Source organism: Coralloluteibacterium thermophilum, assembly GCF_042654365.1.
Classification (GTDB): domain Bacteria; phylum Pseudomonadota; class Gammaproteobacteria; order Xanthomonadales; family Xanthomonadaceae; genus Coralloluteibacterium; species Coralloluteibacterium thermophilum.
Genome location: NZ_JBHSGG010000071.1, coordinates 1 through 24513, shown reverse-complemented (window position 1 = coordinate 24513; position 24513 = coordinate 1). Strand labels below are relative to the sequence as shown.

Below are 24513 nucleotides of genomic sequence, written 5' to 3'. Positions count from 1 at the left end.
CCGCGGCTATGCTCGGCGGTTTCGGGGTCGAGGACGATGCGCATGAGGCGGACGCGGTTCGGGTGGAAGGCGGCGCTGGCCACCGGTGTGGCGATGGCGATCCAGGGCTGCGGCGGCGCGACCGGCGGTGCGGGTGCCGGCGGCGCGGCCACCGCCGCCTACGGCACCTGGGCGAGTCCCCTCGGTGCGGACGCGCTCGCGGCGGGAGCGGTCTCCATCAGCGACCTGCGCGTCGCCGGCGGAGCGCTGTACTGGCGCGAGAACCGGCCCGGGGAGGGTGGCCGCCAGCTGGTGATGCGGCGCGATGCGCAGGGCGAGGTGGCGCCAGCGACGCCGGAGGCCTTCTACGTGCGCAGCCGCGTGCACGAGTACGGCGGTGCCTCCTACGTGGTGCTCGACGACGCCATCGTGTTCAGCCACTTCGCCGACCAGCGTCTCTACCTGCAGCGCCACGGGGCGGCCGCGGTGCCGCTGACGCCGCCGGGCTATCAGTACGCCGACTGCGTGCTCGATCCGGCGCGACCGCGCCTGATCTGCGTGCGCGAGGACCACACCGAGGCCACCCTCGCGGCCAACGGCGAGGAGCGCAACGAGATCGTCGCGGTGGCGCTGCCCGAGGGCGATGCGGTGCGGGAGGATGCCGGCACCGTGCTCGTCACCGGCAGCGACTTCGTCGCCTATCCACGCCCCAGCCCCGACGGCGGGCAGCTCGCCTGGATCGCCTGGGACCATCCGGACATGCCCTGGGACCGCACCGCGCTCTCGGTGGCGCCGCTGACCGGGGACGAGCTCGGCACGCCGCGGCGCATCGCGGGCACGGACCGCACCGCGCCGCTGGAGCCGCAGTGGGATGCCGACGGCACGCTGTACTTCCTCGACGATCCCGACGGCTGGTGGAACCTGTACCGCTGGCGCGACGGGCAGGTCTCGGCGGTGGCGCCGATGCAGCGCGAGCTCGGCGGCGCGCTGTGGCAGCAGGGCGCCTCGACCTATGCGCTGACCGGCGACGGGCGGGCGATCGCGCGCACCAGCCTGGAGGCGCAGGACACCCTGGGCACGATCGACCTCGCCACCGGCGCGTGGCGGCCCTTCGACCTGCCGTTCGTGGCCTATTCGGACGTCCGCCTGCTCGACGCCGGAACCGCGGTGGCGGTGGCCTCGGCGGCGGATGACGACGCCGCGCTGATCGCGGTCGATCTCGCCGACGGCAGCCACCGCGTGCTGCACCGCGCCTCGCGCTCGCCGCTGCCGCAGGCCTGGGTCTCGCGCGGCGAGGCCATCCGCTTTCCCACCGCGCCCGGTCCGGACGGCGCCGCGCGCGACGCGCACGCCTTCTTCTACCCGCCGCACAACCCGGAGGCCGTCGCGCCCGCCGACGAGAAGCCGCCGCTGCTGGTGATGATCCACGGCGGCCCGACCTCGGTCTCCAGGCCTACCCTGGCGCTGGCCAGGCAGTTCTGGACCACGCGCGGCTTCGCGGTGGTGGACGTCAACTACGGCGGCTCGACCACCTTCGGGCGCGCCTACCGCGAGCGCCTCGACGGGCAGTGGGGCGTGGTGGACGTGCAGGACGCGGTGGCCGCGGTCGATCACCTCGTGGCGACCGGCCGCGTCGATCCCGCGCGCGTCGCCATCCGTGGCGGCAGCGCCGGCGGCTACACCACGCTCGCCGCGCTGGCCTTCACCGACCGCTTCCGCGCCGGCGCGAACTACTACGGCGTCTCCGACATCGCCGCGCTGGCGGCGACCAGCCACAAGTTCGAGCGCAACTACGACGTCTCCCTGATCGGCGAACCGGACGAGGCGCTGTACCGCGCGCGCTCGCCGCTGTACCACCTCGACGGCTTCGGCGAGCCGCTGATCACCTTCCAGGGTGCGGAGGACCGCATCGTGCCGCCGGCGCAGTCGCGGGCGATCGTCGATGCGGTGCGCGCCAAGGGCGTGCCGGTGGCCTATCTCGAGTTCGAGGGCGAGCAGCACGGCTTCCGCCGCGCGGAGAACATCGTCCGTGCGGCCGAGGCCGAGCTGTACTTCTACGGCCGCGTGTTCGGCTTCGTGCCGGCCGGCGACATCGCCCCGGTCGCCATCGACAACCTCGCGCCATGAGCGCCGCGCCGCTTCGCATCCTGGTGGTCGGCGCGGGCGCGCTCGGCGGCTACTTCGGTGGGCGCCTGCTGGAGGCCGGCGCCGACGTCACCTTCCTGGTGCGGCCGAGGCGGGCCGCGCAGCTGGCGCGCGACGGGCTGCGCGTCGCCAGCGTGCACGGCGACATCGCGCTGCCGGCGCCGCACGTGCTGGCCGATGGCATCGCCGCGCCGTTCGATCTCGTCCTCCTGGGCTGCAAGGCCTACGACCTGGACGCGACGCTCGACGACGTGGCGCCCGCGGTGGGACCCGCCACGGCCATCCTGCCGCTGCTCAACGGCATGCGGCATCTCGACGCCATCGCGGGCCGCTTCGGGGCGGCGTGCGTGCTCGGCGGCCTGTGCATGATCTCCGCGACGCTCGACGACGACGGTACCGTGCGCCACCTCAACGACGCGCACGCGCTGGTGTTCGGCGAGCGCGCCGGCGGGGGTTCCCCGCGCGTCGACGCGGTGGCGGCGGCCTTCGCCGGTGCGCGCTTCGAGGCCCGCGCCAGCCGCGACATCGCGCAGGCGATGTGGGAGAAGTGGGTCTTCATCGCCGCGCTCGCGGGCGCGACCTGCCTGCTGCGCGGCGCGGTGGGCGACATCGTCGCGGCGGGCGCCTCCGACGCGGCGCTGGCGCTGCTCGCCGAGTGCGAGGCGGTCGCGGCGGCCAACGGCGCGCCGGTGCGCCCCGAGGTGGCCGCGCGCAGCCGCGCCATGCTGGAGGCGCCGGGGTCGATGCTGGTCGCCTCGATGCTCAAGGACGTCGAGCGCGGCGGCCGGACCGAGGCCGAGCACATCCTCGGCGACCTGCACGCGCGCGCGGGGCAGGTGCCCGTGCCGCTGCTGCGGCTCGCGCTCGCGCACCTGCGCGTCCACGAGGCGCGGCGCGGGCGCAGCGGGGGAGGGGAGGCGCGCGCCTTCGCGGCGGATTAACGCCGTCCGCGCGATGACTGGTCCGCCCCGAACCAGGAGAGCGACCATGAGCATCAACGACTGCGACGAAGGCGATGCGGTGGTGGTCACCTGCCGCGACGGAAGCCGCCGCATCGGCGTGATCTCCTCGCTGGACGAGGAGAGCCTGATCCTCGAGGACGTGCACGGCGACGCCCTGCGGCTGGCGCGCGAGGCGGTCGCCGCGGTGGTCAAGCAGGGCTGAGGCCCGTCCCTCCTTCCGCGCCCGGCGGTCGCGCACCGGATGCGCGCCGCCGGCACCGGGACACCGCCGTGGCGGGGCATGCATGGACGAAGAGCCTGTGGCGGCTCCGGGCGCCGGGGCACCCTGCGAGGCGGTGGTCTACGCCCTGCCGGAGCGCCCTCTCGCCTGCGAGTACGAGATGGAGAGCTGCCGGCTGCTGGCGCGCCGGCTCGCGTCCCTGCGCGGGCTCCCGTACGGCGGCGAGTACTGCGCCGCCCGGCATGCGGGGCGGCGGCTGTACGCGGTTCCGACCGACACGCTCGACCGCCGCCACGCGCAGCGGCTCGGCATCCGCGGGGCGCAGGACATCTTCGGCGGCGTGGTCGCCCACGGCTTCGTCGGCACCAAGGCGATCACCCAGCCGCTGGTCGATCCGGACGCCGCGGCGCCCGCGGGCTGGGCGCACGGCTTCCGTGCGCGGACGCGCCTCGCGGTGCTGCGCGGCTTCACCGTCTTCGATCCCGACGACGCGCGCGAGGCGGCGCGGCGCCTGCTCGCCTGCGGGCCGCTGCGGCTGAAGCCGGTGCATGCGCGGGGCGGGCTCGGCCAGCGTGTCGTGTCCGCGCCCGAGGAGCTCGATGCGGCCCTGGGCGCGTTCCGCCGCGACGACCTGGCGCGCGACGGGCTGGTGATCGAGGAGAACCTGACCGGCGTCGTCACCTGCAGCGTGGGGCGGGTCGAGGTCGGCGACCTCGTGGCGACCTACTGCGGCACCCAGCGGCTCACCCGCAACAACCACGGCCAGGCGGTCTACGGCGGTACCCGCATGCGGGTGGTGCGCGGCGGCTTCGACGCCCTGCTGGCGCGGGTCCGCACGCCCGCGCTGCGCATGGCGGTCGCGCAGGCCCGCACCTACGAGGCGGCGGCGCTGGCGGAGTATCCGGGGCTGGTCCTCTCGCGCAGCAACTACGACGTCGCCCAGGGTCGGGATGCGCGCGGCAACTGGTGTTCCGGCGTGCTGGAGCAGTCCTGGAGGCTGGGCGGGGCGACGCCGGCCGAGGTGGTGGCGCTCGAGGCCTTCACCGCCGACCCCCGCCTTGACGCCGTCGACAGCGCCTGTGTCGAAGTCTATGGCGCGGCGGACGACGACCTGCCGCCGGACGCGACCCTGCTGCTCGACGCGGACGACCCGCGCGCCGGCCGGATCCGCAAGTACACGACCTGCCGGGAGGCCAACGATGCGTAGCAGCGCGACCACCATCGCGGTCGACGACCACACGCTGGCGGCGACGGTGGCGGCGCCGGCCACCCGCATGCCGGGCCTGCTGTTCGTGCACGGCTGGAACGGCAGCCAGAAGCGCGACCTCCTGCGTGCGCGGGAGATCGCCCAGCTCGGCTGCATCTGCCTGACCTTCGACATGCGCGGCCACGGCGACCTGGAGTGCCTGCAGGGCGACACCACCCGCGAGCACAACCTGCACGACGTGCTCGCGGCCTACGACCGGCTCGCCGCGCATCCGGAGGTCGATACCTCGTCCATCGCCGTGGTGGGCAGCAGCTACGGCGGCTACCTCGCCTGCATCCTGACCTCGCTGCGCAGGGTGCGCTGGCTGGCGCTGCGCGTGCCGGCCCTGTACCGCGACGCCGACTGGGACACGCCCAAGGGCAGCCTCGACCGCGGCGACCTGGACCGCTACCGCGCCCAGGTGGTGCCGCCCGAGGACAACCGCGCGCTCTCGGCCTGCGCGGCCTTCGGCGGCGACGTGCTGATGGTCGAGTCGCAGTTCGACCACCTCGTGCCGCATCCGACCATCGTCAGCTACATGGGCGCGTTCCGCCGCGCGCGCTCCATGACCTACCGCATGATCGAGGGCGCCGACCACGGGCTCACCAGCGTGGCCCACCGCCGCGCCTACAGCGGGCTGCTGACGCACTGGGTGACGGAGATGGTGTTCGGGGCCCGCCGGCGCCGCGGGGGCGACGACGTCGACAGTGTCGTCATCGGGTGAATGCGAGTGTCGCCGGCCGCGCGCCGCTCGTCGGAACGGGCGCGGTCACCGGCCGGGACGCATTAGGATCCGGCTCCTCGGCACCCAACCAGGCCGCAGCGCGGCCGCGCGTTAAGGACGACGGCGATGACAGGCAGGACGCACGCCCGCTTCTCGGTTTCCCTGATCCTCGGCCTCATCGTGGCCGTCGTGGTCGGCATCGGGGTGCACCAGCTGCGGCAGACGCCGCTGGCGGCGAGCGGCGGCCTGCTGAGCGAGCCTGCGGCGGGCGGGGGCCAGGGCGCCGGGAACCCGCCCCGCGGGAGCGCGGTGCCGGCCAAGGCCGCGGCGGTCGAGTGAGCCGGCGCCTCCACCTTGCCGCAACGTGACCGCCAGCACGCCTTCGGCCGACGGCGTCACGCGCCGTTAACGAAAAAGAAGCACGTTCTTCTCGATTTCACGTCAGGATCACCCGACTGATCCACACCCGGTTCCTGCATGACCCCGAAGTCCTTCCTGGGCCTTGCCGCCTCCGCCGTTCTCTTCGCCGTACCCTCCCTCGCTTCCGCCCTCGACGACGTCGCCCTCGATCCCTTCCACGGGTTCGCGGCCAGCGCCGCGCTGTCCCGCGACAGCATGGGCTTCGGCAGCGCGCCGCTGCCGACGGACTTCCGCCCGCTCCAGGCACCCGCCGCCTCCGCGCGTGCGCAGGACGCCGAGCGCGTGCTCGCGCGCGCCATGGAACTGATCGGCAAGCCCTACCGCTGGGGCGGCACCAGCCCCGAACAGGGCTTCGACTGCAGCGGCCTTGTGCGCTACGTGCTGCAGGACGCGCTCGACGTCGAGCTGCCGCGCAGCTCGCGCGAGATGGCCCGGATGGACGGCGAGCGCGTCCAGAGCCGCAACCAGCTCAGCACGGGCGATCTGGTGTTCTTCGGCCGCAGCGGCCGGGTCGACCACGTCGGCATCTACGTGGGCGAGGGCCGCTTCGTGCACGCGCCGGGGCGCGGCAAGTCGGTCCGCATCAGCTCGCTGAGCAACAACTACTGGAAGAACCGCTTCATCCAGGCCCAGCGCATGCCCGGCCAGGGCTGAGCGCGCCGCAGGCCTGCAACGAAAAAGGGCGAGGCCATTGGCCTCGCCCTTTTTCGTGGTCGCGTCCCGGACCCGGGATCAGCCGCGGTTGCCCCCGCCACCGCCGCCACGGGGGCCGCCGCCGCCGCGGCGCGGACCGCCCGGACGGCCGCCGCCCGGCTTGCCGCCACCGGGCTTGCCGCCGCGGGGAGACTGGCCGTAGGGGCTGGCGCCGCCGGCCGGCCGGCCGGGCCTGCCCGCCTTGGCCTGCGGGTTCCCGCCCGGCTTCGGCTTGCCGCCGCCGGGGCCGCGCTTGGGGCCGCGCGCACCGGGATTGCGGTGGCCGGCGGGGCCGGTCTCCACGCCTTCCGGCACGTACCAGGTACGGAAGGCCGCGGGGTTCTGCGGGCCCTGGCCGCCGACGTTGCCGTTGGCGTCGCCGCCACCCTGGCGGCGCGGCTTGAACTTCTTGGCGGGGCCGCCGCGGGCGGCCGCCTCGCCGCTGACCGTCAGCGTGGTGTAGGGCGAGGGCGCCTGGCCGCCGCGCGCGGTGTTGCCGCGGTTGTCGGCATTGCCGCCCCGGCCGCCGCCCTTGCGCTTGAAGCCGCCGGGGCCGCCCGGACCGCGGCGCGCCGGCCGCTCCTCGCGCAGGTTGTCGAAGCGGCGCAGCTCGCGCGCCTCGTCGTCCACATGGCCGTTGACGTAGGCGTTCTGGCGCTCGCGGCCCGAGGTCTGGATCTCGACGCGCGCGCGCCGCTGGCCGATGACCGGCTGCAGGGTGAGCGCCGGCGCCGCGTCCTCGAGGCCAAGGCTCTTGCGGAGCTTCCTGATGTCGGACTCGGGCAGTTCCTCGCTCCGCCCGCGCAGCAGGGGGCGCGGCAGGACGATGTCGCCGTAGCGCACGCGCTTCAGCCGGCTGACCTGGTAGCCCTGGCTCTCCCACAGGCGGCGCACCTCGCGGTTGCGGCCTTCCTTCACCACCACGCGCAGCCACGCGTGCGACTCGCTGGTGCCGATCGGCTCGACCACCTCGAACTTCGCCGGGCCGTCGTCCAGCTCGACGCCGGTGGTCAGCCGCCTGATCGTCTCCGGCGGCACCACGGCGTCGTCGACGCCCTCCGGGCTGCGCACGCGGCAGACGTATTCGCGCTCGACCTCGTGCGAGGGATGCATCAGCGCGTTGGCGAGCTCGCCGTCGGTGGTCAGCAGCAGCAGGCCGGTGGTGTTGATGTCGAGCCGGCCCACGGCGATCCAGCGCGCGCCCTTGATCGGCGGCAGGGCGTCGAACACGGTCGGGCGGCCCTCGGGGTCGTCGCGCGTGGTGACCTCGCCTTCCGGCTTGTTGTAGACCAGCACGCGCGGCGCGTCGGTCAACGCGGTGGCGACGAAGGTCTTGCCGTCGATCTCGATGCGATCGCCGCCGGCGACCGACTGGCCGATCTGGGCGACGGTGCCGTTGACCTTCACCAGGCCTTCGGCGATGCGCTGCTCGAGCGCGCGGCGGGAGCCCAGGCCGGCCTGGGCGAGCACCTTGTGCAGGCGCTCTTCGATGCGCTCGCCGCCCTCGCGGGGCTGGGCGTCGCGCTTGAGTGACAGGACGCGACGCGATGCGTCGCCGTCGTTCTTCTGGGTCATTCCTTGTGCTCCGGGCGGATGCCTTGCGCATCGGCCTCGTCGGTGGGGGCGGTCGTCGTCGCGACGGCGCCGGTGGAGGGCGGGGGCTCGTCCTGCCGGTCGTCGGCAGGTGCGGGCGCCGGCCCGGGTTCTGTGGAGGACGCCGCGGCGGGTGCCTGCGCGTCCAGGTCATGGGTGTTGCCGTCCTCGCCGGAGCCCGCCGCGCCGTCGTCCTCGTCGTCCTCGTCCGGCAGGTCGGAGAGGCGCACCTTGGCCTCGGCCGGCACCTCGGTGTCGAACGGCAACTGCGGGTCGAGCTCGTTGAGGTCGCGCAGCTCGGACAGCGGCGGCAGCCCGTCGAGGCTCTTCAGGCCGAAGTAGTCGAGGAACTGCTTGGTGGTGCCGAACAGGGCGGGGCGGCCGGGGACGTCGCGGTGGCCGATGACCCGGATCCACTCGCGCTCCTCCAGCGTCTTGATGATGTTGCTGCTGACCGCCACGCCGCGGATCTGCTCGATCTCGCCGCGGGTGATCGGCTGGCGGTAGGCGATCAGCGCCAGGGTCTCCAGCGTCGCGCGGGTGTAGCGGGTCTGGCGCTCGGTCCACAGCCCGGTGATCCAGGGGTGGATGTCGCCGGCGACCTGGAACCGGAAGCCGGAGGCGACCTCGACCAGCTCGACGCCGCGTTCGCGGCCCTCGGCGCGCAGGTCCTCCAGCGCGTGCTCGATGCTGCCCGGTGCGGGGCGCCGGTCCTCGGGGAACAGCGCGTAGAGCTGGGCGAGCGTCTGCGGCTGCGCCGCGGCCAGCAGGGCGGCCTCGACGATGCGGCGGAGCAGGGCGGCGGGAGGCGCGGTCTCGGCGGCCGGCGCGGCCGCGTCCCCGGGCGCGTCCGTCGCGTCCCCGGTCGGAGCCGTGGCGGTGGGGGCGGCGTCCTCGTGCTCGTGCTCGGGCGAGGGCGCGGTGGGCAGCGTTTCGTCGACGTGCATGGATGGACCTGCGGAACCGATCGTCAGTGGGAGCCGGCGCTCTGCGGCAGGGGCTCGGTGGCGGGCTCGAGTGCGTCCTCGCCGGGCGTCGCCTCGCCGTCCCCGCCGTCGCCGCCCTCGGTGGCGGTGGCCAGCGAGCGCAGGTAGATCGGCGCGAGCGGGGCTTCCTGCACGATCTCGATCAGGCGTTCCTTGGCGAGTTCGAGCATGGCGAGGAAGGTGACCACCACGCCCAGGCGGCCCTCTCCGGCAACGAAGAGCGACTCGAAGGCATGGAACTGCGCATCGCCCAGACGTCCCAGGAGTTCGCCCATGCGCTGGCGCACCGACAGCGCCTCGCGCCGGACGTTGTGGTGCCCGGACAGGTCGGCGCGGTGCAGCACGTCCTTGAGCGCCAGCAGCATTTCGCGCAGGTCCACCTCCGGCGGCGCGCGCACCACGGTGCGGTCGGGCACGTGCGCCGCGGCGGCTGCGGTGTCGCGCTCCATGCGCGGCAGCGCGTCGAGGTCGGCGGCGGCCTGCTTGAAGCGCTCGTACTCCTGCAGGCGGCGGATCAGGTCGGCGCGCGGATCCTCCTCCTCGCCGTCCTCGGCGGGCGGGCGCGGCAGCAGCATGCGCGACTTGATCTCGGCCAGGATCGCGGCCATCACCAGGTACTCCGCCGCAAGCTCGAAGCGCAGGTCGCGCATTGCCTCGATGTAGTCGACGTACTGGCGGGTGATCTCCGCGATGGGGATGTCGAGGATCTCGAGGTTCTGGCGGCGGATCAGGTAGAGCAGCAGGTCGAGCGGCCCCTCGAAGGCGTCGAGGAACACCTCCAGCGCATCCGGCGGGATGTACAGGTCCTGCGGGATCTGCAGCACGGGCTGCCCGTGCACGACGGCCAGCGGCATCTCCTGCTGGCGCGCGGCATGCGGGGCGCTCTCGGGCGGCGTGGGCGCAGGTTGCGCTTGGGGCTCGGTCATCAAGGTGTCGGTTCCGCGGCCGCCCAGGGGCGCGCCGCGCGGGTGAAGCCGCGTCGTCCGCGGTCTAGAGCGGCAGCGGGGCGAACCCCTGCCGCACGACCTGCGGTTCCTTACCGCTCGCGTCGATGATGCTGGTGGGGCCGGGAGGACAGTCTCCCGCGTCCAGCATCAGATCGACGTGGCGCAGCCAGCGCTCGGACATCGCTTCGGCGTCGTGGCTGGGAACGTCCTCGTCGTCCGGCAGCGCGGCGGTGGTCGAGAGCAGGGGCTCACGGACCGCGGCGATCAGCGCCTGCGTGACGCGGAAGTCCGGGATGCGGATTCCGATCGTACGGCGCTTTGTCTGCTTGAGGCGGCGAGGTAGTTCGGGCGAGGCCGGCAGGATGAACGTGCAGGGCCCCGGCGTCAGTGACCGGAACAGCTGGAAGGTCCGGTTATCGAGCCGGGCCAGACGTCCGGCCTCACTCATGGCGGAGCAGAGTAAGGTGAAGGGATGCTTGGTGTCCAGCGCGCGCAGTCGCTGCACGCGCTCCTCGGCATCGCGCGCCTCCAGCGCCCACACCAGGGTGTAGCCGGCGTCGGTGGGGCACAGCGCGAGCCCGCCGTCGCGGATGCGCCCGGCGGCCTGCTCGATCAGGCGGGGCTGCGGGTTGACCGGATGGATCTCGAGTCTGTCGCTCATGGACTGCTGGCGGACCTGCGTCGGGCCGTCGCCGACGGGCGACGACGGATGAGGATCGGGGGCATCGTGCAGCGGACACGCCCGGCGGCGACGGCGCCGGATGCGATCGCGTGGCGGCGGGGCGGCGTGCGTCGCCGCGGCCCGGGCACCTACACTGCGCGCCCGAGTGTAGAGGAATTGTCCAATGTGGTACCTGATCCTCGGCCATGACGGCGACGACGTCCTGGACCGCCGCCGTGCCGCGCGCCCGGCGCACCTCGCGCGCCTGGAGGCGCTGCGCGACGAAGGCCGCCTGCTGGTGGCGGGCCCCTGTCCCGCCATCGACGCGGAAGATCCCGGCCCCGCGGGCTTCAGCGGCAGTTGCGTGATCGCCGAGTTCGCCTCGCTGGAGGAGGCGCGCGCCTGGGCGGAGGCGGACCCCTACGTCGGGGCGGGCGTCTACGTCCGCACCGAGGTGCGCCCGTTCCGGAGGGTGCTGCCGTGAGCGTGCCCGACAACAGCGGCCGCATCGTCGCCATCCGCGCAGCGCTGGAGCGTGCCCTGGCGCCGGTGGAACTGGCGGTGATCGACGACAGCCACAAGCACGTCGGCCATGCCGGCGCGCGCGACGGGCGCGGGCACTTCACCGTGCACGTGGTGAGCGCGGCCTTCGAGGGCATGAACCCGCTGGCGCGCCACCGGGCGGTGTACCAGGCGCTGGGCGATTTCATGCTCACCGACATCCATGCGCTGTCGATGAAGGCGCTGACCCCCGCCGAGGCCGGCAGGGGCTGAGCCGGCGGCGCGGCGGGGCGCGGGCCGCCGCCGCGGGAACCTCCTATACTCGCCCGCTTTCGCGGCCGTGCGGGCCGGTGCGTCCCCAGGGGAAGGGCGCCGGCACGCCCGGCATCCCTGGAACCTCCCATGCGGCGGGGCTGCAGCCTGCAGCGTCGCCCGGCCCGACGCTCGATGCGCCTGTCCACCATCAAACTGTCCGGCTTCAAGTCCTTCGTCGATCCGACGACGCTGCACTTGCCCACCAACATGACCGGCATCGTCGGTCCCAACGGCTGCGGCAAGTCCAACATCATCGACGCGGTCCGCTGGGTGATGGGCGAGAGCTCGGCCTCGCGCCTGCGCGGCGAGAACCTGACCGACGTGATCTTCTCCGGCTCCTCCGCGCGCAAGCCGGTGAGCCAGGCGACCGTCGAGCTGCTGTTCGACAACTCCGACGGCGCCATCGTCGGCGAATACGCCAGCTACAACGAGATCTCGGTCAAGCGCATGGTCAGCCGCGACGGGGCCAGCAGCTACTACCTCAACGGCTCGCGCTGCCGCCGCCGCGACATCACCGACCTCTTCCTCGGTACCGGCCTGGGCCCGCGCAGCTACTCGATCATCGAGCAGGGCATGATCTCGCAGGTCATCGAGGCCAAGCCCGAGGAACTGCGCGTCTACCTGGAGGAGGCCGCCGGCATCTCCAAGTACAAGGAGCGGCGCAGGGAGACCGAGACGCGCATCCGCCATACGCGCGAGAACCTCGACCGCCTGAACGACCTGCGCGAGGAGATCGGCAAGCAGATCGAGCACCTGCGCCGGCAGGCGCGGGCCGCGGAGCAGTACCAGGGCTACCAGGCGCAGCGGAAGGAAAAGGACGCCCAGCTCAAGGCGCTGGAATACCGCGCCCTGGACGCCGAGCTCGCCGCCCTGCGCGAGACGCTGGCCTCCGAGGAGACCCGGCTGGAGAAGCTGGTCGCCGAGCAGCGCCACGCCGAGGCGCAGATCGAGGCCTGCCGCGAACAGCACGGCGAAGCCAGCGCACGCCTGCAGGCGGTGCAGAGCGAGAGCTACCGGGTGGGCGGCGACATCGCCCGCATCGAGCAGCAGATCGCCCACCAGCGCGACCTGGGCGAGCGCCTGCGCCGCAACCGCGCCGAGGCCGAGGCGGCGCTGGTCGAGCTGGACCAGCACATCGAGAACGACACCCGACAGCGCGACGAGCTGAAGGCCGCCCTCGAGGCCGACATGCCGCGCCTGGAGGCGCTGCGCGAGGAGGACGAGGCGCGCCAGGACGGCCTGCGCGAGACCGAGGCCGCGCTCGCGTCCTGGCAGGCGCGCTGGGACGCCTACGCGGCGGCGCACTCGGAGGCCGCGCGCGCGGCCGAGGTCGAGCGCACCAGGATCGAATACCTCGAACGCCAGAGCCTCGACGCGCAGCGCCGCCGCGAGGCGCTGGCGGGCGAGCAGGGCGGTCTCGACGTGGCCGCGCTCGACGAGGAGCTCGAGCGCATGGCCGCCGAGCACGAACACCAGCGCGCCTCCCTGGACGGCCTCGCGGCACAGCTGGACGAGCGCAAGGCGGCGGTCGACGAACTCCAGGGCATGCAGCGCCAGAAGCAGGCGGAGCTCGCCGAGACGCGCAAGCAGACCCAGGCCGCACGCGGCCGTCTGGCTTCGCTGGAGGCCCTGCAGCACGCCGCCCTCGGCCAGGAGAAGGGCGCTGCCCAGGCCTGGCTGCGCGACCAGGGCCTGGACGCGGCACCGCGGCTGGGCGAGCGCCTGGACGTCGCCGAAGGCTGGGAGACGGCGGTGGAGACCGTGCTCGGCAGCCTGCTGGAAGCGGTGGGCGTGGACGCGCCGGCGTCCCGCGCCGAGGCGCTGGCCGGCGTGCGCGACGCGCGCGTGGCGCTGTTCGACCCCGCGGAGGGGCCGCTCGAGGTGCCGGCGGATTCCCTGGCGGCGCAGGTGCGCGGTCCGGTGGCGATCCGCGCCCTGCTGTCGCGCATCGTCGCGGTCGACGACATCGCCGCCGCGCGCGCACGGCTGCCGGCGCTGGCGCCGGGCGAGGCCATCGTCACGCGTGCCGGCGAGTGGCTCGGCACCGGCTGGGCGCGCGTGCTGCGCGCCGACCAGGGCCAGAGCGGTGCGCTGGCGCGCGAGCGCGAGATCCATGCGCTGCGCGAGGAGATCGCCGCGCTCGGCGAGCGCGAGGCCGCCCTGGATGCCGAGATCTCCGGCCTGCGCGAGCGCATCCTCGAAGCCGAGCAGCAGCGCGAGGACGCGCAGCGCACCGTGTACATGGCGCAGCGGAGCGTCTCGGAACTGGCCGGCCGGCTGCAGTCCGCGCGCGGCAAGCTGGAGTCCGCGCAGGGCCGCGCCGCGCGCATCGAGGGCGACCTGCAGCAGCTCGCCGACACCATCGAGCAGGCCCAGGTGCAGGTGCGCGAGGCGCGCCAGCGCGCCGAGGGCGCGCTGGCGCGGATGGGCGAACTCGAAGCCGAGCGCCAGCAGCTCGACGCGCAGCGGCGCGAGCTCAACGAGCGCCGCGAGTCGGCCAGCGGCGTGGCCCGCGAGGCGCGCGAGACCGCGCACCGCCTGGCCCTCCAGATCGAATCCCAGCGTGCGCGCCTGACCGCCCTGGAGCAGGCGCTGACCCGCCAGCACGCCCAGCGCGAGCAGGCCGCACGCCGCCGCGACGAACTCGACGCCCAGCTCGCCGAGGGCGACGCGCCGGTGGAGAAGCTGCAGGCCGAGCGCCAGGTCGTGCTCGACCAGCGCGTCCTGGTCGAGAAGGACCTCGCCGCCGCGCGTTCCGCGCTGGACGGCGTGGAGGCAGAGCTGCGCCAGTACGAGCAGATCCGCCAGCAGCGCGACGCGCAGGCCCTGGCCGCGCGCGAGGCGATCACCCGCCGGCGCATGGAGGAGCAGGCCCTGGTGCTGCGCGCCGCGCAGATCGAGGCCGCCATCCGCGAACTCGAACTGGAGCTCGAGGCGGTCGTGGCCGGCCTGCCGCCGGAGGCCGACATCGAGACCTGGCGCCGCGAGGTGGCCGAGCTCGACGTGCGCATCCGCCGCCTGGAGCCGGTCAACCTGGCCGCCATCTCCGAGTACGGCGAGCAGTCGCAGCGCAAGGAATACCTGGACGCGCAGCACGTCGACCTGACCGCCGCGCTGGAGACGCTGGAGGGGGCGATCCGGAAGATCGACCGCGAGACCCGCGGTCGCTTCAAGGAGACCTTCGACCGCGTCAACGCGGGCGTGCAGGACCTGTTCCCGCGCCTGTTCGGCGGCGGTCACGCCTACCTGGAGCTGACCGGCGAGGACCTGCTCGATACCGGCGTGGCGATCATCGCGCGCCCGCCGGGCAAGCGCCCGTCGAACCTGAGCCTGCTGTCCGGCGGCGAGAAGGCGCTGACCGCGGCCGCCCTGGTGTTCTCGATCTTCCTGCTGAACCCGGCGCCGTTCTGTCTGCTCGACGAGGTCGACGCCCCGCTCGACGAGGCCAACGTGGGCCGCTTCTGCGCGATGGTCGCGGAGATGAGCGAGAAGGTGCAGTTCCTGATCGTCACCCACAACAAGGCGACGATGGAATCCACCAAGCAGCTCGCCGGCGTCACCATGCGCGAGCCGGGCGTCTCGCGCCTGGTGTCGGTGGACCTCGCCGAGGCCACGCGGATGGTCGCGGGCTGAGGAGGCGGCGCGCCGGGAGGCTGGCGCGGGAAACGGGCGACGGGCCGCGGACGGTGCCGGGCGACCCTTCGTCCCGCCCGGCCGCACTGCGTCCGGCTGGGTTCCGTCGGACCCGGCGCGCGACGACCACCGCCACGGCCGCGCCCGCACGGGCCGCGACGCTCGCCACGTCCGCCTTCACGCTCTAAGCTTCCGGGCCAGCCGCACCGGGTTCACGGCCCGCAGCCGCGGCGGCACGAGAATGCGAAGGCGACCCCGCGGGCGCCGCGCCGGGCGGCCGGCGAAATGGAGACCAGATGGACCAGACCACCACCTTGCGCATCATCCTCATCATCGCCGGCGCCCTGCTGCTGTTCGCGATCTGGTGGTTCGGCCGCGCCAAGCGGCCGGAGCAGGGCAAGCGGGTCGAGGGCCGCCGCGGCGAGACCCGCCGCGACGCAGGACGGATCGAGCCCACGCTCGGCGACGAGCTCGAGGCCGAGGTCGGCGACGCGCCGGAGGCGGCGCTGCCCGAAGGCGCGCAGTCCGAGCTGGAACTGATCGACGACGCCACCCTCCCGCCCGAGCCCGCGCCCACCGCCACCAGCCAGCTCGGCGCGCGCAGCGAGGAGAAGTTCGACCGCATCGTCACCCTGTTCGTCGCCGCGCGCGAAGGGCGGCTGCTGCGCGGTCCCGACCTGGTGGTCGCCGCGGAGAAGGCCGGCCTCACCTACGGGCACATGCACATCTTCCACCGCCTGGTGGACGGCCGCCCCGACCAGGACCCCATCTTCAGCGTCGCCAGCATGGTGCAGCCCGGCAACTTCGACATGGCCACCATCCAGACCATGGAGACGCCGGGGATCACCTTCTTCATGACCCTGCCGACCCCGGTGCCCGCGCTGGATGCCTGGGAAACCATGCTGCCCACCGCCCAGCGCATGGCCGAACTGCTCGACGCCGTGGTGCTCGACGAGGACCGCAACGCCCTCGGCCGCCAGCGCGTCGCCCACATCCGCGACGAACTGCGCAGCTACGACCGCGAACGCGAGAAGGAACAGGCGCGGCGGTGGTGACGCTTCTCCGGGTGAAGCGGGAATCGGGAGTCGGGAATCGGGAGGGGTGAGGCAGCGCCGGTCGGCGGCTGCGGCGCATTGACGGACGCTTCGTCCCCGCTTCCCCGACCCGGTGTCGCCCGTCACGATCCGGCTGCCGTTCCTTCCCGATTCCCGGCTCCCCCTTCCCGCTTTTCCAGCTCTCATGACCGTGGCCACCCGCATCGCCCAGCTCCGGGCGCAGTTGACCGACGCAATCCATCGCTACTACGTGCTCGACGACCCGGCGATCCCGGACGCGGAGTACGACGCGCTGATGCGCGAGCTGGAGGCGCTGGAGGCGGCGCATCCGGAGCTGGCCTCGGACGATTCGCCGACGCGGACGGTGGGTACCCGTCCGGACGGCGGTTTCGCCGAGGTGCGCCATGCCATCCCGATGCTCTCGCTGGCGAACGCCTTCGAGGACGTCGAGGCGGATCCCGACGACCTGCGTGCGCGCTTCCGCGAGGTCGCGGACTTCGAGCGGCGCATCGAGGAGAAGCTGGGCATCGAGGCGCCGGTGTTCTCCGTGGAGCCCAAGCTCGACGGCCTCGCGATCAGCCTGCGCTACGAGAACGGCCTGTTCGTGCAGGGGGCGACCCGCGGCGACGGCAGCGTGGGCGAGAACGTGACCGCCAACCTGCGGCAGGTGCGCGCGATCCCGCTGCGCCTGCGCACCGAGGCGCCGCCGGCGGTGCTCGAAGTGCGCGGCGAGATCTACATGCCCCGGAAAGCCTTCGACGCCTACAACGCCCGGGCGCTGGCGCGCGGCGAGAAGCCGCTGGCGAACCCGCGCAACGGCGCGGCGGGTTCGCTGCGCCAGCTCGATCCCGCGGTCACGCGGCGGCGGCCGCTGGCCTTCTTCGCCTACGCCATCGGCGAGGTGCAGGGACTGGAGCTGCCGGAGACGCATTCGGGCGCGCTGCGACTGCTGCGCGAGCTGGGCTTCCCGGTGTCGAAGGAGGTGGACGTGGCGACGGGCTTCGAGGGCCTGATCGCCTATTTCCGCCGTATCGGCGCGGCGCGCGACAGCCTGCCCTACGAGATCGACGGCGTCGTCTACAAGCTCGACGATCTCGACCAGCAGCGCGAGATGGGCTTCGTCTCGCGCGCACCGCGCTGGGCGCTGGCGCACAAGTTCCCCGCGCTCGAACAGACCACCCTGGTCCGCGCCATCGAGATCCAGATCGGCCGCACCGGCGCGGCGACGCCGGTCGCGCGCCTGGAGCCGGTGCAGGTGGCCGGTGTCGTCGTCACCAACGCCACCCTGCACAACGCCGACCAGATCGCGCGCCTGGACGTGCGCGTCGGCGACAGCGTGATCGTGCGGCGCGCAGGCGACGTCATTCCCGAGGTCGTGCGCGTGGTGCCCGACCGCCGCCCCGAGGGGACGCAGCCGTGGCGCATGCCCGCCCTGTGCCCGGTCTGCGGTTCCGACCTCGTGCGTGAGGAGGGCGAGGCGGTGTTCCGCTGCACGGGCGGGCTGACCTGCGGCGCCCAGCGCAAGGAGGCGGTGCGCCACTTCGCGTCCCGTCGGGCGATGGACATCGAGGGACTGGGCGACCGCCAGGCCGATGCCCTGGTCGAGTACGGCTTCGTGGCGTCGGTGGCCGACCTGTACCGCCTGGACGTCGCCGACCTCGTCCGCATGAAGGCGGCGCTGGATGCGGAGACCGCCGCCGACCTGCTGCGCACCGTGGACGAGAGCCGCGGCGCGCTGCGCATCGACGATGCCGGTCGCGCCGGGCTGGCGCGGGACGGCGGCGGGGACGACTGGCGCAGCGCCGCCTTCCTGCGCGCCCACGTCGCCGTCGATGCCGGCGCGGGCCGGCTCGCGACCCGCTGGGCCGAGAAGCTCGTGGCCGCGCTGGACGCCAGCAAGCGGACGAGCCTGCCGCGCTTCCTGTTCGCGCTGGGCATCCCGCACCTCGGGGAGACAACGGCCCGCACCCTGGCCGCCTGGCTCGGCACCCTGGACTTCATCCGCCGCGCGCCGGCGCCCGTGCTGCGGGCACTGCCGGACATCGGCGCCGAGGTCGCGGCGTCCATCGCGAGTTTCTTCGCGCAGGAGGGCAACCAGGCGGTGGTCGCCGCCCTGCTCGGGACCGGCATCGTCTTCGAGGACGAGGCGGCGCCTGCCGCCGCCCTGCACGGGAAGCTCGACCTCGCCCACCTGTTGTCGGCGCTCGGCGTGCGCAACGTCGGCGGCCGCGGTGCGCAGCGCCTGGCCGAGACCTACGCCACCGTCGACGCGCTGCTCGCGGCCAACGCCACCGGCTGGGCCGGTGCCGGCCTGACCGCGGCGGGCGCCGCCAACCTGGAGGCGCATCTCGCCGACCCCGCGCAGCGCGCGGCCTTCGAGGCCAGCGCGCGCTTCATGGAGGAAGTGCTCGCCGCGGCGCCGCGCGAGGCGGTCCGTGCCGCCGGCCCGCTGGACGGCCAGACCGTCGTGCTGACCGGCACCCTTTCGGCGCTCACCCGCGAGGCCGCCGGCGAGCGGCTCGCGTCCCTGGGCGCCAAGGTCGCCGGCAGCGTGTCGAAGAAGACCTCCTTCGTGGTCGCGGGCGAAGCGGCCGGCTCCAAGCTCGCCAGGGCGCAGGACCTCGGCGTGCCGGTGTGGGACGAGGCCGCGCTGCTGGCCTTCCTCGGCGAACACGGCCTGGCGCCGTGAACGACTGGCGCCCGACCGCGCCGGTCGAGGCGCTGCGCCTGCGCGCGCGCCTGTACGCACTGCTGCGCGCGCACTTCGCCGAGCAGGGCGTGCTCGAGGTCGAGACGCCCATCCTCTCGCAGGCCGGCAACACCGATCCCAACATCGAGAGCTTCGCGCTCGAGTTCTCCGGACCGGCGGGCGCCGGCGGGCGCCGGCGCTGGCTGCGCACCTCGCCCGAGTTCCCGCTCAAGCGGCTGCTCGCGGCCGGGGTGGGGGACTGCTACGAGCTGGGGCGGGTGTTCCGCAACGGCGAGGCGGGGCGGCGCCACAATCCCGAGTTCACCATGCTGGAGTGGTACCGCGTCGGCTGGGACCACCTGCGCCTGATGGAGGAGACCTGCACCCTCGTACGGCGGGCGATGGCGCTGGTGGGGCGGGACTGCAGCGTGCGCACGCTGAGCTACCGCACGCTGTACCGCGAGCACCTCGGGCTGGACCCGCTGACCGCGGAGGTCGGCGATCTGCGTGCCGCGCTCGGCGACGTGGAGATCGACCCGGACGGCCTCGACCGCGACGACTGGCTCGACCTGCTGATGACCCACCGCATCCAGCCGCGCTTCGCTTCCGATGCCATCCACGTGATCCACGACTATCCGGCAAGCCAGTGCGCCCTGGCCCGGGTGCGCCGGGAGGATCCGCCGGTCGCCGAGCGCTTCGAGCTCTACCTGGGGCCGCTGGAGCTCGCCAACGGCTATCACGAACTCGCCGATGCCGCCGAGCAGGGCGCGCGCTTCGCCGCGGACGGCGTCCGCCGCCGCGCGCGCGGGGCGGCGGTGCCCGAGACCGACACCCGCCTGCTCGACGCGCTGGACGGTGGCTTCCCCGGCTGCGCCGGCGTCGCCATGGGCATCGAGCGGTTGCTGATGGCGATGTGCGGCACGGACGCCATCGCCGACGTACTCGCCTTCCCGTTCGACCGCGCCTGAGCCGTCCACCGCGCCGTCGGTCCGGACGCGCGGCGGAGACTGCGAACGGACGCGGTTGCGGCCGGCCGCCTTGACGAGGGTGCGGCGCGGCGCGAACGCGGCCGTGGTGTCGATCCGTCGCCGCAGTCGCGCGGGCGCTGCGGCACGATTCACGCAGCCGCGACTAGATTCCGGATCGCGCGCAGCGTGCGCGTTTCGAACGGGAGCCTCCGCCATGAACGCCAAGATCCTGACCTGTGCACTGCTGGCGGTCGCCGGCGTCGGACTCGCCGCCGTCGCGGCGCCGGCCTCGGCCCAGCGCTTCGGAGGTGGCGGCGGCGAGAGCCTGCGCTGCAAGTCCTACGACTTCGGCCGCAACTACTGCCGCATGGACACCCGCGGTGGCGTGGAACTCGTCCGCCAGCACTCGCGCACCGACTGCCGCCAGGGCCGCAACTGGGGTTGGGACCGCAACGGGGTGTGGGTGGATGCCGGCTGCGACGCCGAGTTCCGCAGCGCCCGAGGCGGCGGCCAGTCGGCCCATACCCTGCGCTGCAAGTCCCACGACTTCGGCCGCAACTACTGCCGGACCGATACCCGCGGCGGCGTCCGGCTGGTCCGCCAGCACTCGCGCACCGAGTGCCGCCAGGGCCGCAACTGGGGCTGGGACCGCAACGGCATCTGGGTCGACAACGGGTGCGACGCCGAGTTCAGCACCGGCTCGAACCAGTCTCGCGGCCGCTGGCGTTGAGCGCGGCGGACGCCGGAGCGAGGTCGTCCGGACGCCGCGGCTGAACGCGGCGCTCCGGACTCGCCCCGCGCTCCTCATCCCCCGTGCCTCCACGCGTAAACTGCGCCTTCCGCACAGGACGCCGCAATGCTCGACTACGCCCGCTACGACCGCATCCGCCCCATCCGCCGCGAGGGCGACACGCTGGAGCTGCTGGACCAGCGCCGCCTGCCCGCGGAGGTGGACTACGTCGTCTGCCACAGCGCCGACGACGTGGCGGCGGCCATCGCCCAGCTGGTGGTGCGCGGCGCGCCGGCGATCGGCATCGCGGCGGCCTGGGGCCTGGTGCTCGGCGCGCGCGACATCGAGGCCGGCACCGGCGCCGAGGCGGCCGCGCTGATGGACCCGATGTTCCAGCGCCTCACCGCCGCGCGGCCGACGGCGGTCAACCTGGCCTGGGCGCTGGCGCGCATGCGCCGCGCGCTGGAGGCGGCCGGCGAGGACTGGCGCTACGTGCTGGAGCGCGAGGCGGCGGCCATCGCCGACGAGGATCTCGTCGCGAACCGGAGGATGGGCGAACTGGGCGCCGCGCTCATCGAGCCCGGCAGCGGCGTGCTCACCCACTGCAACACCGGTTCGCTGGCGACCTCCGGGTTCGGCACCGCGCTCGGGGTGATCCGCGCCGGCGTCGCCATGGGCCGCATCGAACGGGTCTTCGCGGGCGAGACGCGGCCCTGGCTGCAGGGCGCGCGCCTGACGGTCTGGGAACTGCTCCAGGACGGGATTCCGGCCACCCTCATCGCCGATTCCGCGGGCGCGCACCTGATGAAGTCCGGTTCGGTGCAATGGGTGATCATCGGCGCCGACCGCATCTGCGCCAATGGCGACACCGCGAACAAGATCGGCAGCTACCAGCTCGCCATCGCCGCGCGCCACCACGGGGTGAAGTTCATGGTCGTGGCGCCGTCCTCGACGGTGGACATGGCCACGCCGGACGGCAGCGCCATCGAGATCGAGCTGCGCACGGGCGAGGAGCTGCTCGGCTACGGCGGCGCGCGCACGGTCGCCGAGGGCGTGGAGGCATGGAATCCGGTCTTCGACGTGACCCCGGCGGAGCTGATCGACGCCATCGTGACCGAGGCCGGCGTCATCGAACGGCCGACCCCCGAGCGCATGGCGGCCGTGTTCGGCCGCTGAGGCCACCGCGTCGCGGCCGACCCGGCCGGCGACGCGCCTTCCCCCGTTTCCCGCGCAATCGCGCCGCTGCGTCCCACCCATGGGTGCGGTGGGCACGCCGCCCCCGGGCGCATACTCCGCGCCACGCGGCCGCGGGTGGCCGCTTCGGAGGGAGCACGGTGAACGTGCATTTCTTCGGGCCTGTGGCCCTGGCGGTCTACGCCTTCCTCGCCTGCGTGCTTCTGGTGCACTTCGTCCACGGCAAGGTGCGCCTGCCGCTGCGGCGGCAACTGGTGAACCACTCGGCGTTCTTCGCGCCCTACAACCTGCTGGCCTACGCGTTCTCGGCGGTGCCGGTGCGGCCCTACCTGGACCCGCGCGACTTCCCCGAACTGCGCGTGCTGCGCGACAACTGGCGGGTCATCCGCGACGAGGCCGCCCAGTTGGGCGAGGCCGGCGCCATCCGGGCCTCCGCCGACAACACCGACGCGAGCTTCAATTCCTTCTTCAAGGAAGGCTGGAAGCGCTTCTACCTGAAGTGGTACGGCGAGGCGCTGCCGTCCGCGCAGGCGCTGTGCCCGCAGACCGTCGCGCTGGTGAACGCCATCCCCAGCTGCAGGGCGGCGATGTTCGCGCTGCTGCCGCCAGGTGCGAAGCTGAGCCCGCACCGCGATCCGTTCGCCGGTTCGCTGCGCTACCACCTCGGGCTGATCACGCCGAACTCGGACGACTGCCGCATCGTCGTCGACGGTCAGGGCTACGCCTGGCGCGACGGCGAGGACGTGATGTTCGACGAGACCTACGTGCACTGGGCCGAGAACCGCACGGACATGCCGCGCGTGATCCTGTTCTGCGACATCGAGCGCCCGCTGCGCGCGCCGATGCGCGGCGTCAACCGCATCGTGAGCACGGTGATGGGTCGTGCCACCGCCACCGGCAACGGCGGGGGCCAGCGCGAGCGTGTCGGCGCGATCAACCGCCTGTACCGCCTGGCCGACCGCGTCGGCACCTGGCGCAGGCGCTTCAAGAAGGCGAACCCGCGCCTGTACCGCTACGGGCGGATCGCGCTGGTGCTGGCGGTCGCGGCAGCGGTGGTGGTGCGGTGGTGACGGAGCCGGGCACCGGCGGCGCCCGGTCCCGTCGCATCACATCCGGAACACCCCGAACCGCTCGCGCTCGATCGGCGCGTTGAGCGCGGCGGAGAGGCCGAGGCCGAGCACGCGGCGGGTGTCGGCGGGATCGATGATGCCGTCGTCCCACAGGCGGGCGGTGGCGTACCACGGGCTGCCCTGGTGCTCGTACTGCGCGCGGATCGGCGCCTTGAAGGCATCCTCCTCCTCGGCGCTCCAGGTGCCGCCCTTGGCCTCGATGCCGTCGCGGCGCACCGTCGCCAGCACGCTGGCCGCCTGCTCGCCGCCCATCACCGAGATGCGCGCGTTCGGCCACATCCACAGGAAGCGCGCGCCGTAGGCGCGGCCGCACATCGCGTAGTTGCCCGCACCGAAGCTGCCGCCGACCACCACGGTGAGCTTGGGCACGTGCGAGCAGGCGACGGCCGTCACCATCTTGGCGCCGTCCTTGGCGATGCCGGCGTTCTCGTACTTGCGGCCGACCATGAAGCCGGTGATGTTCTGCAGGAAGACCAGCGGCACGTTGCGCTGGTTGCACAGCTCGATGAAGTGCGCGCCCTTGAGCGCCGACTCGGCGAAGAGGATGCCGTCGTTGGCGACGATGCCCACCGGCATGCCGTGGATGTGGGCGAAGCCGGTGACCAGGGTGCTGCCGAAGCGCGGCTTGAACTCCTGGAACTCCGACCCGTCGACCGTGCGGGCGATGACCTCGCGGATCGGGAAGGGCTTGCGCGTGTCCGCCGGGACGAGGCCGTACATCTCCTCGACCGGGTAGGCCGGTTCGCGCGCTGGCTGCAGGGCCACCTGGGCGGGCTTGCGGCGGTTGAGGTGGCGCACCACGTCGCGCGCGATGGCCAGCGCGTGGCCGTCGTCCTCGGCGAAGTGGTCGGCGACGCCGGAGATCCGGGTGTGGACGTCCGCGCCGCCCAGGGCCTCGGCATCGACCACCTCGCCGGTCGCCGCCTTCACCAGCGGCGGGCCGCCGAGGAAGATCGTGCCCTGCTCGCGCACGATGATCGACTCGTCGCACATGGCCGGCACGTAGGCGCCGCCGGCGGTGCAGGAGCCCATCACCACCGCGATCTGCGGGATGTTCTTCGCGCTCATGCGCGCCTGGTTGTAGAAGATGCGGCCGAAATGCTCGCGGTCGGGGAAGACCTCGTCCTGCAGCGGCAGGAAGGCGCCGCCGGAGTCCACCAGGTAGACGCAGGGCAGGTGGTTCTCCTCGGCGACCTGCTGCGCGCGCAGGTGCTTCTTCACCGTCATCGGGAAATAGGTGCCGCCCTTGACCGTGGCGTCGTTCGCCACGACCACGACCTCCATGCCGTGGATGCGGCCGATGCCCGCGATCACGCCGGCGGCGGGCGCCTGGCCGTCGTACATGTCCTCGGCGGCGAGCGGCGCGATCTCGAGGAAGGGCGAGCCGGGATCGAGCAGAGTGTCGATGCGGGCGCGAGGCAGGAGCTTGCCGCGCGCGGTGTGCTTCTCGCGGGCCGCGGCGCCGCCGCCGTCGGCGGCGCGGGCGAGGCGGCGTTCGAGTTCGGCGAGCAGGGCGCGCGCCTGCTCGGCGTTGGCCTGGAATTCGGGGGAACGCGGGTCGATGCGGCTCTCGATGACGGGCATGGGCTCAGCGGCGGCGAACGATCCGGCCAGTGTACGTTCGCGTACCGGTCGGACCTAGACGCGCCGCGGCACACGCACTAGGGCGAATCGACATTCATTCCAGCCACATCGGAATCGATGCGAGGTAGAGGAAGGCGA

At 73.5% G+C, this 24513-nt stretch carries 21 protein-coding genes; 16 read left to right on the top strand and 5 right to left on the bottom strand.

The features are described 5' to 3' along the window. Window positions 1-42: 42 nt before the first annotated feature. The 7 genes from ACFO3Q_RS17280 to ACFO3Q_RS17250 all read left to right on the top strand — a co-directional run bounded on the left by ACFO3Q_RS17280 (window position 43) and on the right by ACFO3Q_RS17250 (window position 6350). The gene (locus ACFO3Q_RS17280; RefSeq protein WP_377006200.1) at window positions 43-2106 is read left to right on the top strand and encodes a S9 family peptidase; all 2064 of its coding nucleotides are present in this window, start codon (window positions 43-45) and stop codon (window positions 2104-2106) included. Then, window positions 2103-3065 (top strand): 2-dehydropantoate 2-reductase, encoded by a 963-nt coding sequence (gene panE, locus ACFO3Q_RS17275; protein WP_377006198.1) that lies wholly within the window; start codon window positions 2103-2105, stop codon window positions 3063-3065. Before ACFO3Q_RS17280 ends, panE begins: the two co-directional genes overlap by 4 nt. Window positions 3066-3111: 46 nt before the next feature. After that, the gene (locus ACFO3Q_RS17270) at window positions 3112-3288 is read left to right on the top strand and encodes a hypothetical protein (protein ID WP_377006196.1); all 177 of its coding nucleotides are present in this window, start codon (window positions 3112-3114) and stop codon (window positions 3286-3288) included. Window positions 3289-3370: 82 nt separating this feature from the next. Beyond that, window positions 3371-4513 carry a DUF3182 family protein gene (locus tag ACFO3Q_RS17265; RefSeq protein ID WP_377006195.1) on the top strand — a complete coding sequence of 381 codons (1143 nt, stop codon included), beginning with the start codon at window positions 3371-3373 and terminating at the stop codon, window positions 4511-4513. Further along, window positions 4506-5276 carry an alpha/beta hydrolase family protein gene (locus tag ACFO3Q_RS17260; protein WP_377006193.1) on the top strand — a complete coding sequence of 257 codons (771 nt, stop codon included), beginning with the start codon at window positions 4506-4508 and terminating at the stop codon, window positions 5274-5276. Before ACFO3Q_RS17265 ends, ACFO3Q_RS17260 begins: the two co-directional genes overlap by 8 nt. 126 nt (window positions 5277-5402) lie before the next feature. Further along, window positions 5403-5615 (top strand): hypothetical protein, encoded by a 213-nt coding sequence (locus tag ACFO3Q_RS17255; protein ID WP_377006191.1) that lies wholly within the window; start codon window positions 5403-5405, stop codon window positions 5613-5615. 138 nt (window positions 5616-5753) lie between these two features. Further along, window positions 5754-6350: a C40 family peptidase gene (locus ACFO3Q_RS17250; RefSeq protein ID WP_377006189.1), complete on the top strand. Its 597-nt coding sequence runs from the start codon at window positions 5754-5756 to the stop codon at window positions 6348-6350. A 78-nt stretch (window positions 6351-6428) separates the two neighbouring features. On the opposite strand, the gene ACFO3Q_RS17245 is transcribed toward ACFO3Q_RS17250, so the two are convergent. From ACFO3Q_RS17245 to ACFO3Q_RS17230, 4 genes are all read right to left on the bottom strand, one after another. Continuing rightward, a complete protein-coding gene (locus tag ACFO3Q_RS17245) occupies window positions 6429-7964 on the bottom strand; it encodes a pseudouridine synthase (RefSeq protein WP_377006187.1) in 1536 nt (511 codons plus the stop codon). After that, window positions 7961-8929, bottom strand: a complete 969-nt coding sequence (scpB, locus tag ACFO3Q_RS17240; RefSeq protein ID WP_377006185.1) for an SMC-Scp complex subunit ScpB — start codon at window positions 8927-8929, stop codon at window positions 7961-7963. The genes ACFO3Q_RS17245 and scpB overlap by 4 nt, the downstream gene beginning before the upstream one ends. 23 nt (window positions 8930-8952) lie before the next feature. Then, window positions 8953-9894, bottom strand: coding sequence for a segregation and condensation protein A (locus tag ACFO3Q_RS17235; RefSeq protein WP_377006184.1), 942 nt, complete (start codon window positions 9892-9894; stop codon window positions 8953-8955). A gap of 64 nt (window positions 9895-9958) precedes the next feature. Continuing rightward, a complete protein-coding gene (locus ACFO3Q_RS17230; protein WP_377006182.1) occupies window positions 9959-10576 on the bottom strand; it encodes an L-threonylcarbamoyladenylate synthase in 618 nt (205 codons plus the stop codon). Window positions 10577-10760: 184 nt separating this feature from the next. On the opposite strand from ACFO3Q_RS17230, the gene ACFO3Q_RS17225 reads away from it, so the two are divergent. The 9 genes from ACFO3Q_RS17225 (at window position 10761) to ACFO3Q_RS17185 (ending at window position 22731) form a co-directional block, all read left to right on the top strand. Continuing rightward, complete coding sequence (locus ACFO3Q_RS17225) at window positions 10761-11060, top strand: YciI family protein (RefSeq protein WP_377006180.1); 300 nt, start codon at window positions 10761-10763, stop codon at window positions 11058-11060. Between the two features lie 2 nt (window positions 11061-11062). Next, entirely contained in the window at window positions 11063-11350 is a 288-nt protein-coding gene (locus ACFO3Q_RS17220; RefSeq protein ID WP_377006231.1) for a BolA family protein, read from the top strand. 174 nt (window positions 11351-11524) lie between these two features. Next, entirely contained in the window at window positions 11525-15025 is a 3501-nt protein-coding gene (smc, locus tag ACFO3Q_RS17215; protein WP_377006178.1) for a chromosome segregation protein SMC, read from the top strand. Between the two features lie 296 nt (window positions 15026-15321). Continuing rightward, a complete protein-coding gene (gene zipA / locus ACFO3Q_RS17210; RefSeq protein ID WP_377006177.1) occupies window positions 15322-16080 on the top strand; it encodes a cell division protein ZipA in 759 nt (252 codons plus the stop codon). A 184-nt stretch (window positions 16081-16264) separates the two neighbouring features. Continuing rightward, the gene (gene ligA / locus ACFO3Q_RS17205) at window positions 16265-18769 is read left to right on the top strand and encodes an NAD-dependent DNA ligase LigA (RefSeq protein WP_377006175.1); all 2505 of its coding nucleotides are present in this window, start codon (window positions 16265-16267) and stop codon (window positions 18767-18769) included. Continuing rightward, the gene (gene epmA, locus ACFO3Q_RS17200) at window positions 18766-19737 is read left to right on the top strand and encodes an EF-P lysine aminoacylase EpmA (protein WP_377006173.1); all 972 of its coding nucleotides are present in this window, start codon (window positions 18766-18768) and stop codon (window positions 19735-19737) included. The genes ligA and epmA overlap by 4 nt, the downstream gene beginning before the upstream one ends. Before the next feature lie 214 nt (window positions 19738-19951). Beyond that, complete coding sequence (locus tag ACFO3Q_RS17195) at window positions 19952-20467, top strand: DUF3011 domain-containing protein (protein ID WP_377006171.1); 516 nt, start codon at window positions 19952-19954, stop codon at window positions 20465-20467. Window positions 20468-20593: 126 nt separating this feature from the next. Next, complete coding sequence (gene mtnA, locus ACFO3Q_RS17190; RefSeq protein ID WP_377006169.1) at window positions 20594-21643, top strand: S-methyl-5-thioribose-1-phosphate isomerase; 1050 nt, start codon at window positions 20594-20596, stop codon at window positions 21641-21643. Window positions 21644-21807: 164 nt separating this feature from the next. Continuing rightward, window positions 21808-22731 carry an aspartyl/asparaginyl beta-hydroxylase domain-containing protein gene (locus ACFO3Q_RS17185; RefSeq protein ID WP_377006229.1) on the top strand — a complete coding sequence of 308 codons (924 nt, stop codon included), beginning with the start codon at window positions 21808-21810 and terminating at the stop codon, window positions 22729-22731. 36 nt (window positions 22732-22767) lie between these two features. On the opposite strand, the gene ACFO3Q_RS17180 is transcribed toward ACFO3Q_RS17185, so the two are convergent. Beyond that, window positions 22768-24375, bottom strand: a complete 1608-nt coding sequence (locus tag ACFO3Q_RS17180) for a carboxyl transferase domain-containing protein (protein WP_377006166.1) — start codon at window positions 24373-24375, stop codon at window positions 22768-22770. Window positions 24376-24513: the final 138 nt, after the last annotated feature.

Coding starts and splice junctions, on each gene's coding strand:
- ACFO3Q_RS17280 (WP_377006200.1), top strand. CDS start 43: ATGAGGCGGACGCGGTTCGGGTGGAAGGCGGCGCTGGCCACCGGTGTG.
- panE (WP_377006198.1), top strand. CDS start 2,103: ATGAGCGCCGCGCCGCTTCGCATCCTGGTGGTCGGCGCGGGCGCGCTC.
- ACFO3Q_RS17270 (WP_377006196.1), top strand. CDS start 3,112: ATGAGCATCAACGACTGCGACGAAGGCGATGCGGTGGTGGTCACCTGC.
- ACFO3Q_RS17265 (WP_377006195.1), top strand. CDS start 3,371: ATGGACGAAGAGCCTGTGGCGGCTCCGGGCGCCGGGGCACCCTGCGAG.
- ACFO3Q_RS17260 (WP_377006193.1), top strand. CDS start 4,506: ATGCGTAGCAGCGCGACCACCATCGCGGTCGACGACCACACGCTGGCG.
- ACFO3Q_RS17255 (WP_377006191.1), top strand. CDS start 5,403: ATGACAGGCAGGACGCACGCCCGCTTCTCGGTTTCCCTGATCCTCGGC.
- ACFO3Q_RS17250 (WP_377006189.1), top strand. CDS start 5,754: ATGACCCCGAAGTCCTTCCTGGGCCTTGCCGCCTCCGCCGTTCTCTTC.
- ACFO3Q_RS17245 (WP_377006187.1), bottom strand. CDS start 7,964: ATGACCCAGAAGAACGACGGCGACGCATCGCGTCGCGTCCTGTCACTC.
- scpB (WP_377006185.1), bottom strand. CDS start 8,929: ATGCACGTCGACGAAACGCTGCCCACCGCGCCCTCGCCCGAGCACGAG.
- ACFO3Q_RS17235 (WP_377006184.1), bottom strand. CDS start 9,894: ATGACCGAGCCCCAAGCGCAACCTGCGCCCACGCCGCCCGAGAGCGCC.
- ACFO3Q_RS17230 (WP_377006182.1), bottom strand. CDS start 10,576: ATGAGCGACAGACTCGAGATCCATCCGGTCAACCCGCAGCCCCGCCTG.
- ACFO3Q_RS17225 (WP_377006180.1), top strand. CDS start 10,761: ATGTGGTACCTGATCCTCGGCCATGACGGCGACGACGTCCTGGACCGC.
- smc (WP_377006178.1), top strand. CDS start 11,525: ATGCGCCTGTCCACCATCAAACTGTCCGGCTTCAAGTCCTTCGTCGAT.
- zipA (WP_377006177.1), top strand. CDS start 15,322: ATGGACCAGACCACCACCTTGCGCATCATCCTCATCATCGCCGGCGCC.
- ligA (WP_377006175.1), top strand. CDS start 16,265: ATGACCGTGGCCACCCGCATCGCCCAGCTCCGGGCGCAGTTGACCGAC.
- ACFO3Q_RS17195 (WP_377006171.1), top strand. CDS start 19,952: ATGAACGCCAAGATCCTGACCTGTGCACTGCTGGCGGTCGCCGGCGTC.
- mtnA (WP_377006169.1), top strand. CDS start 20,594: ATGCTCGACTACGCCCGCTACGACCGCATCCGCCCCATCCGCCGCGAG.
- ACFO3Q_RS17180 (WP_377006166.1), bottom strand. CDS start 24,375: ATGCCCGTCATCGAGAGCCGCATCGACCCGCGTTCCCCCGAATTCCAG.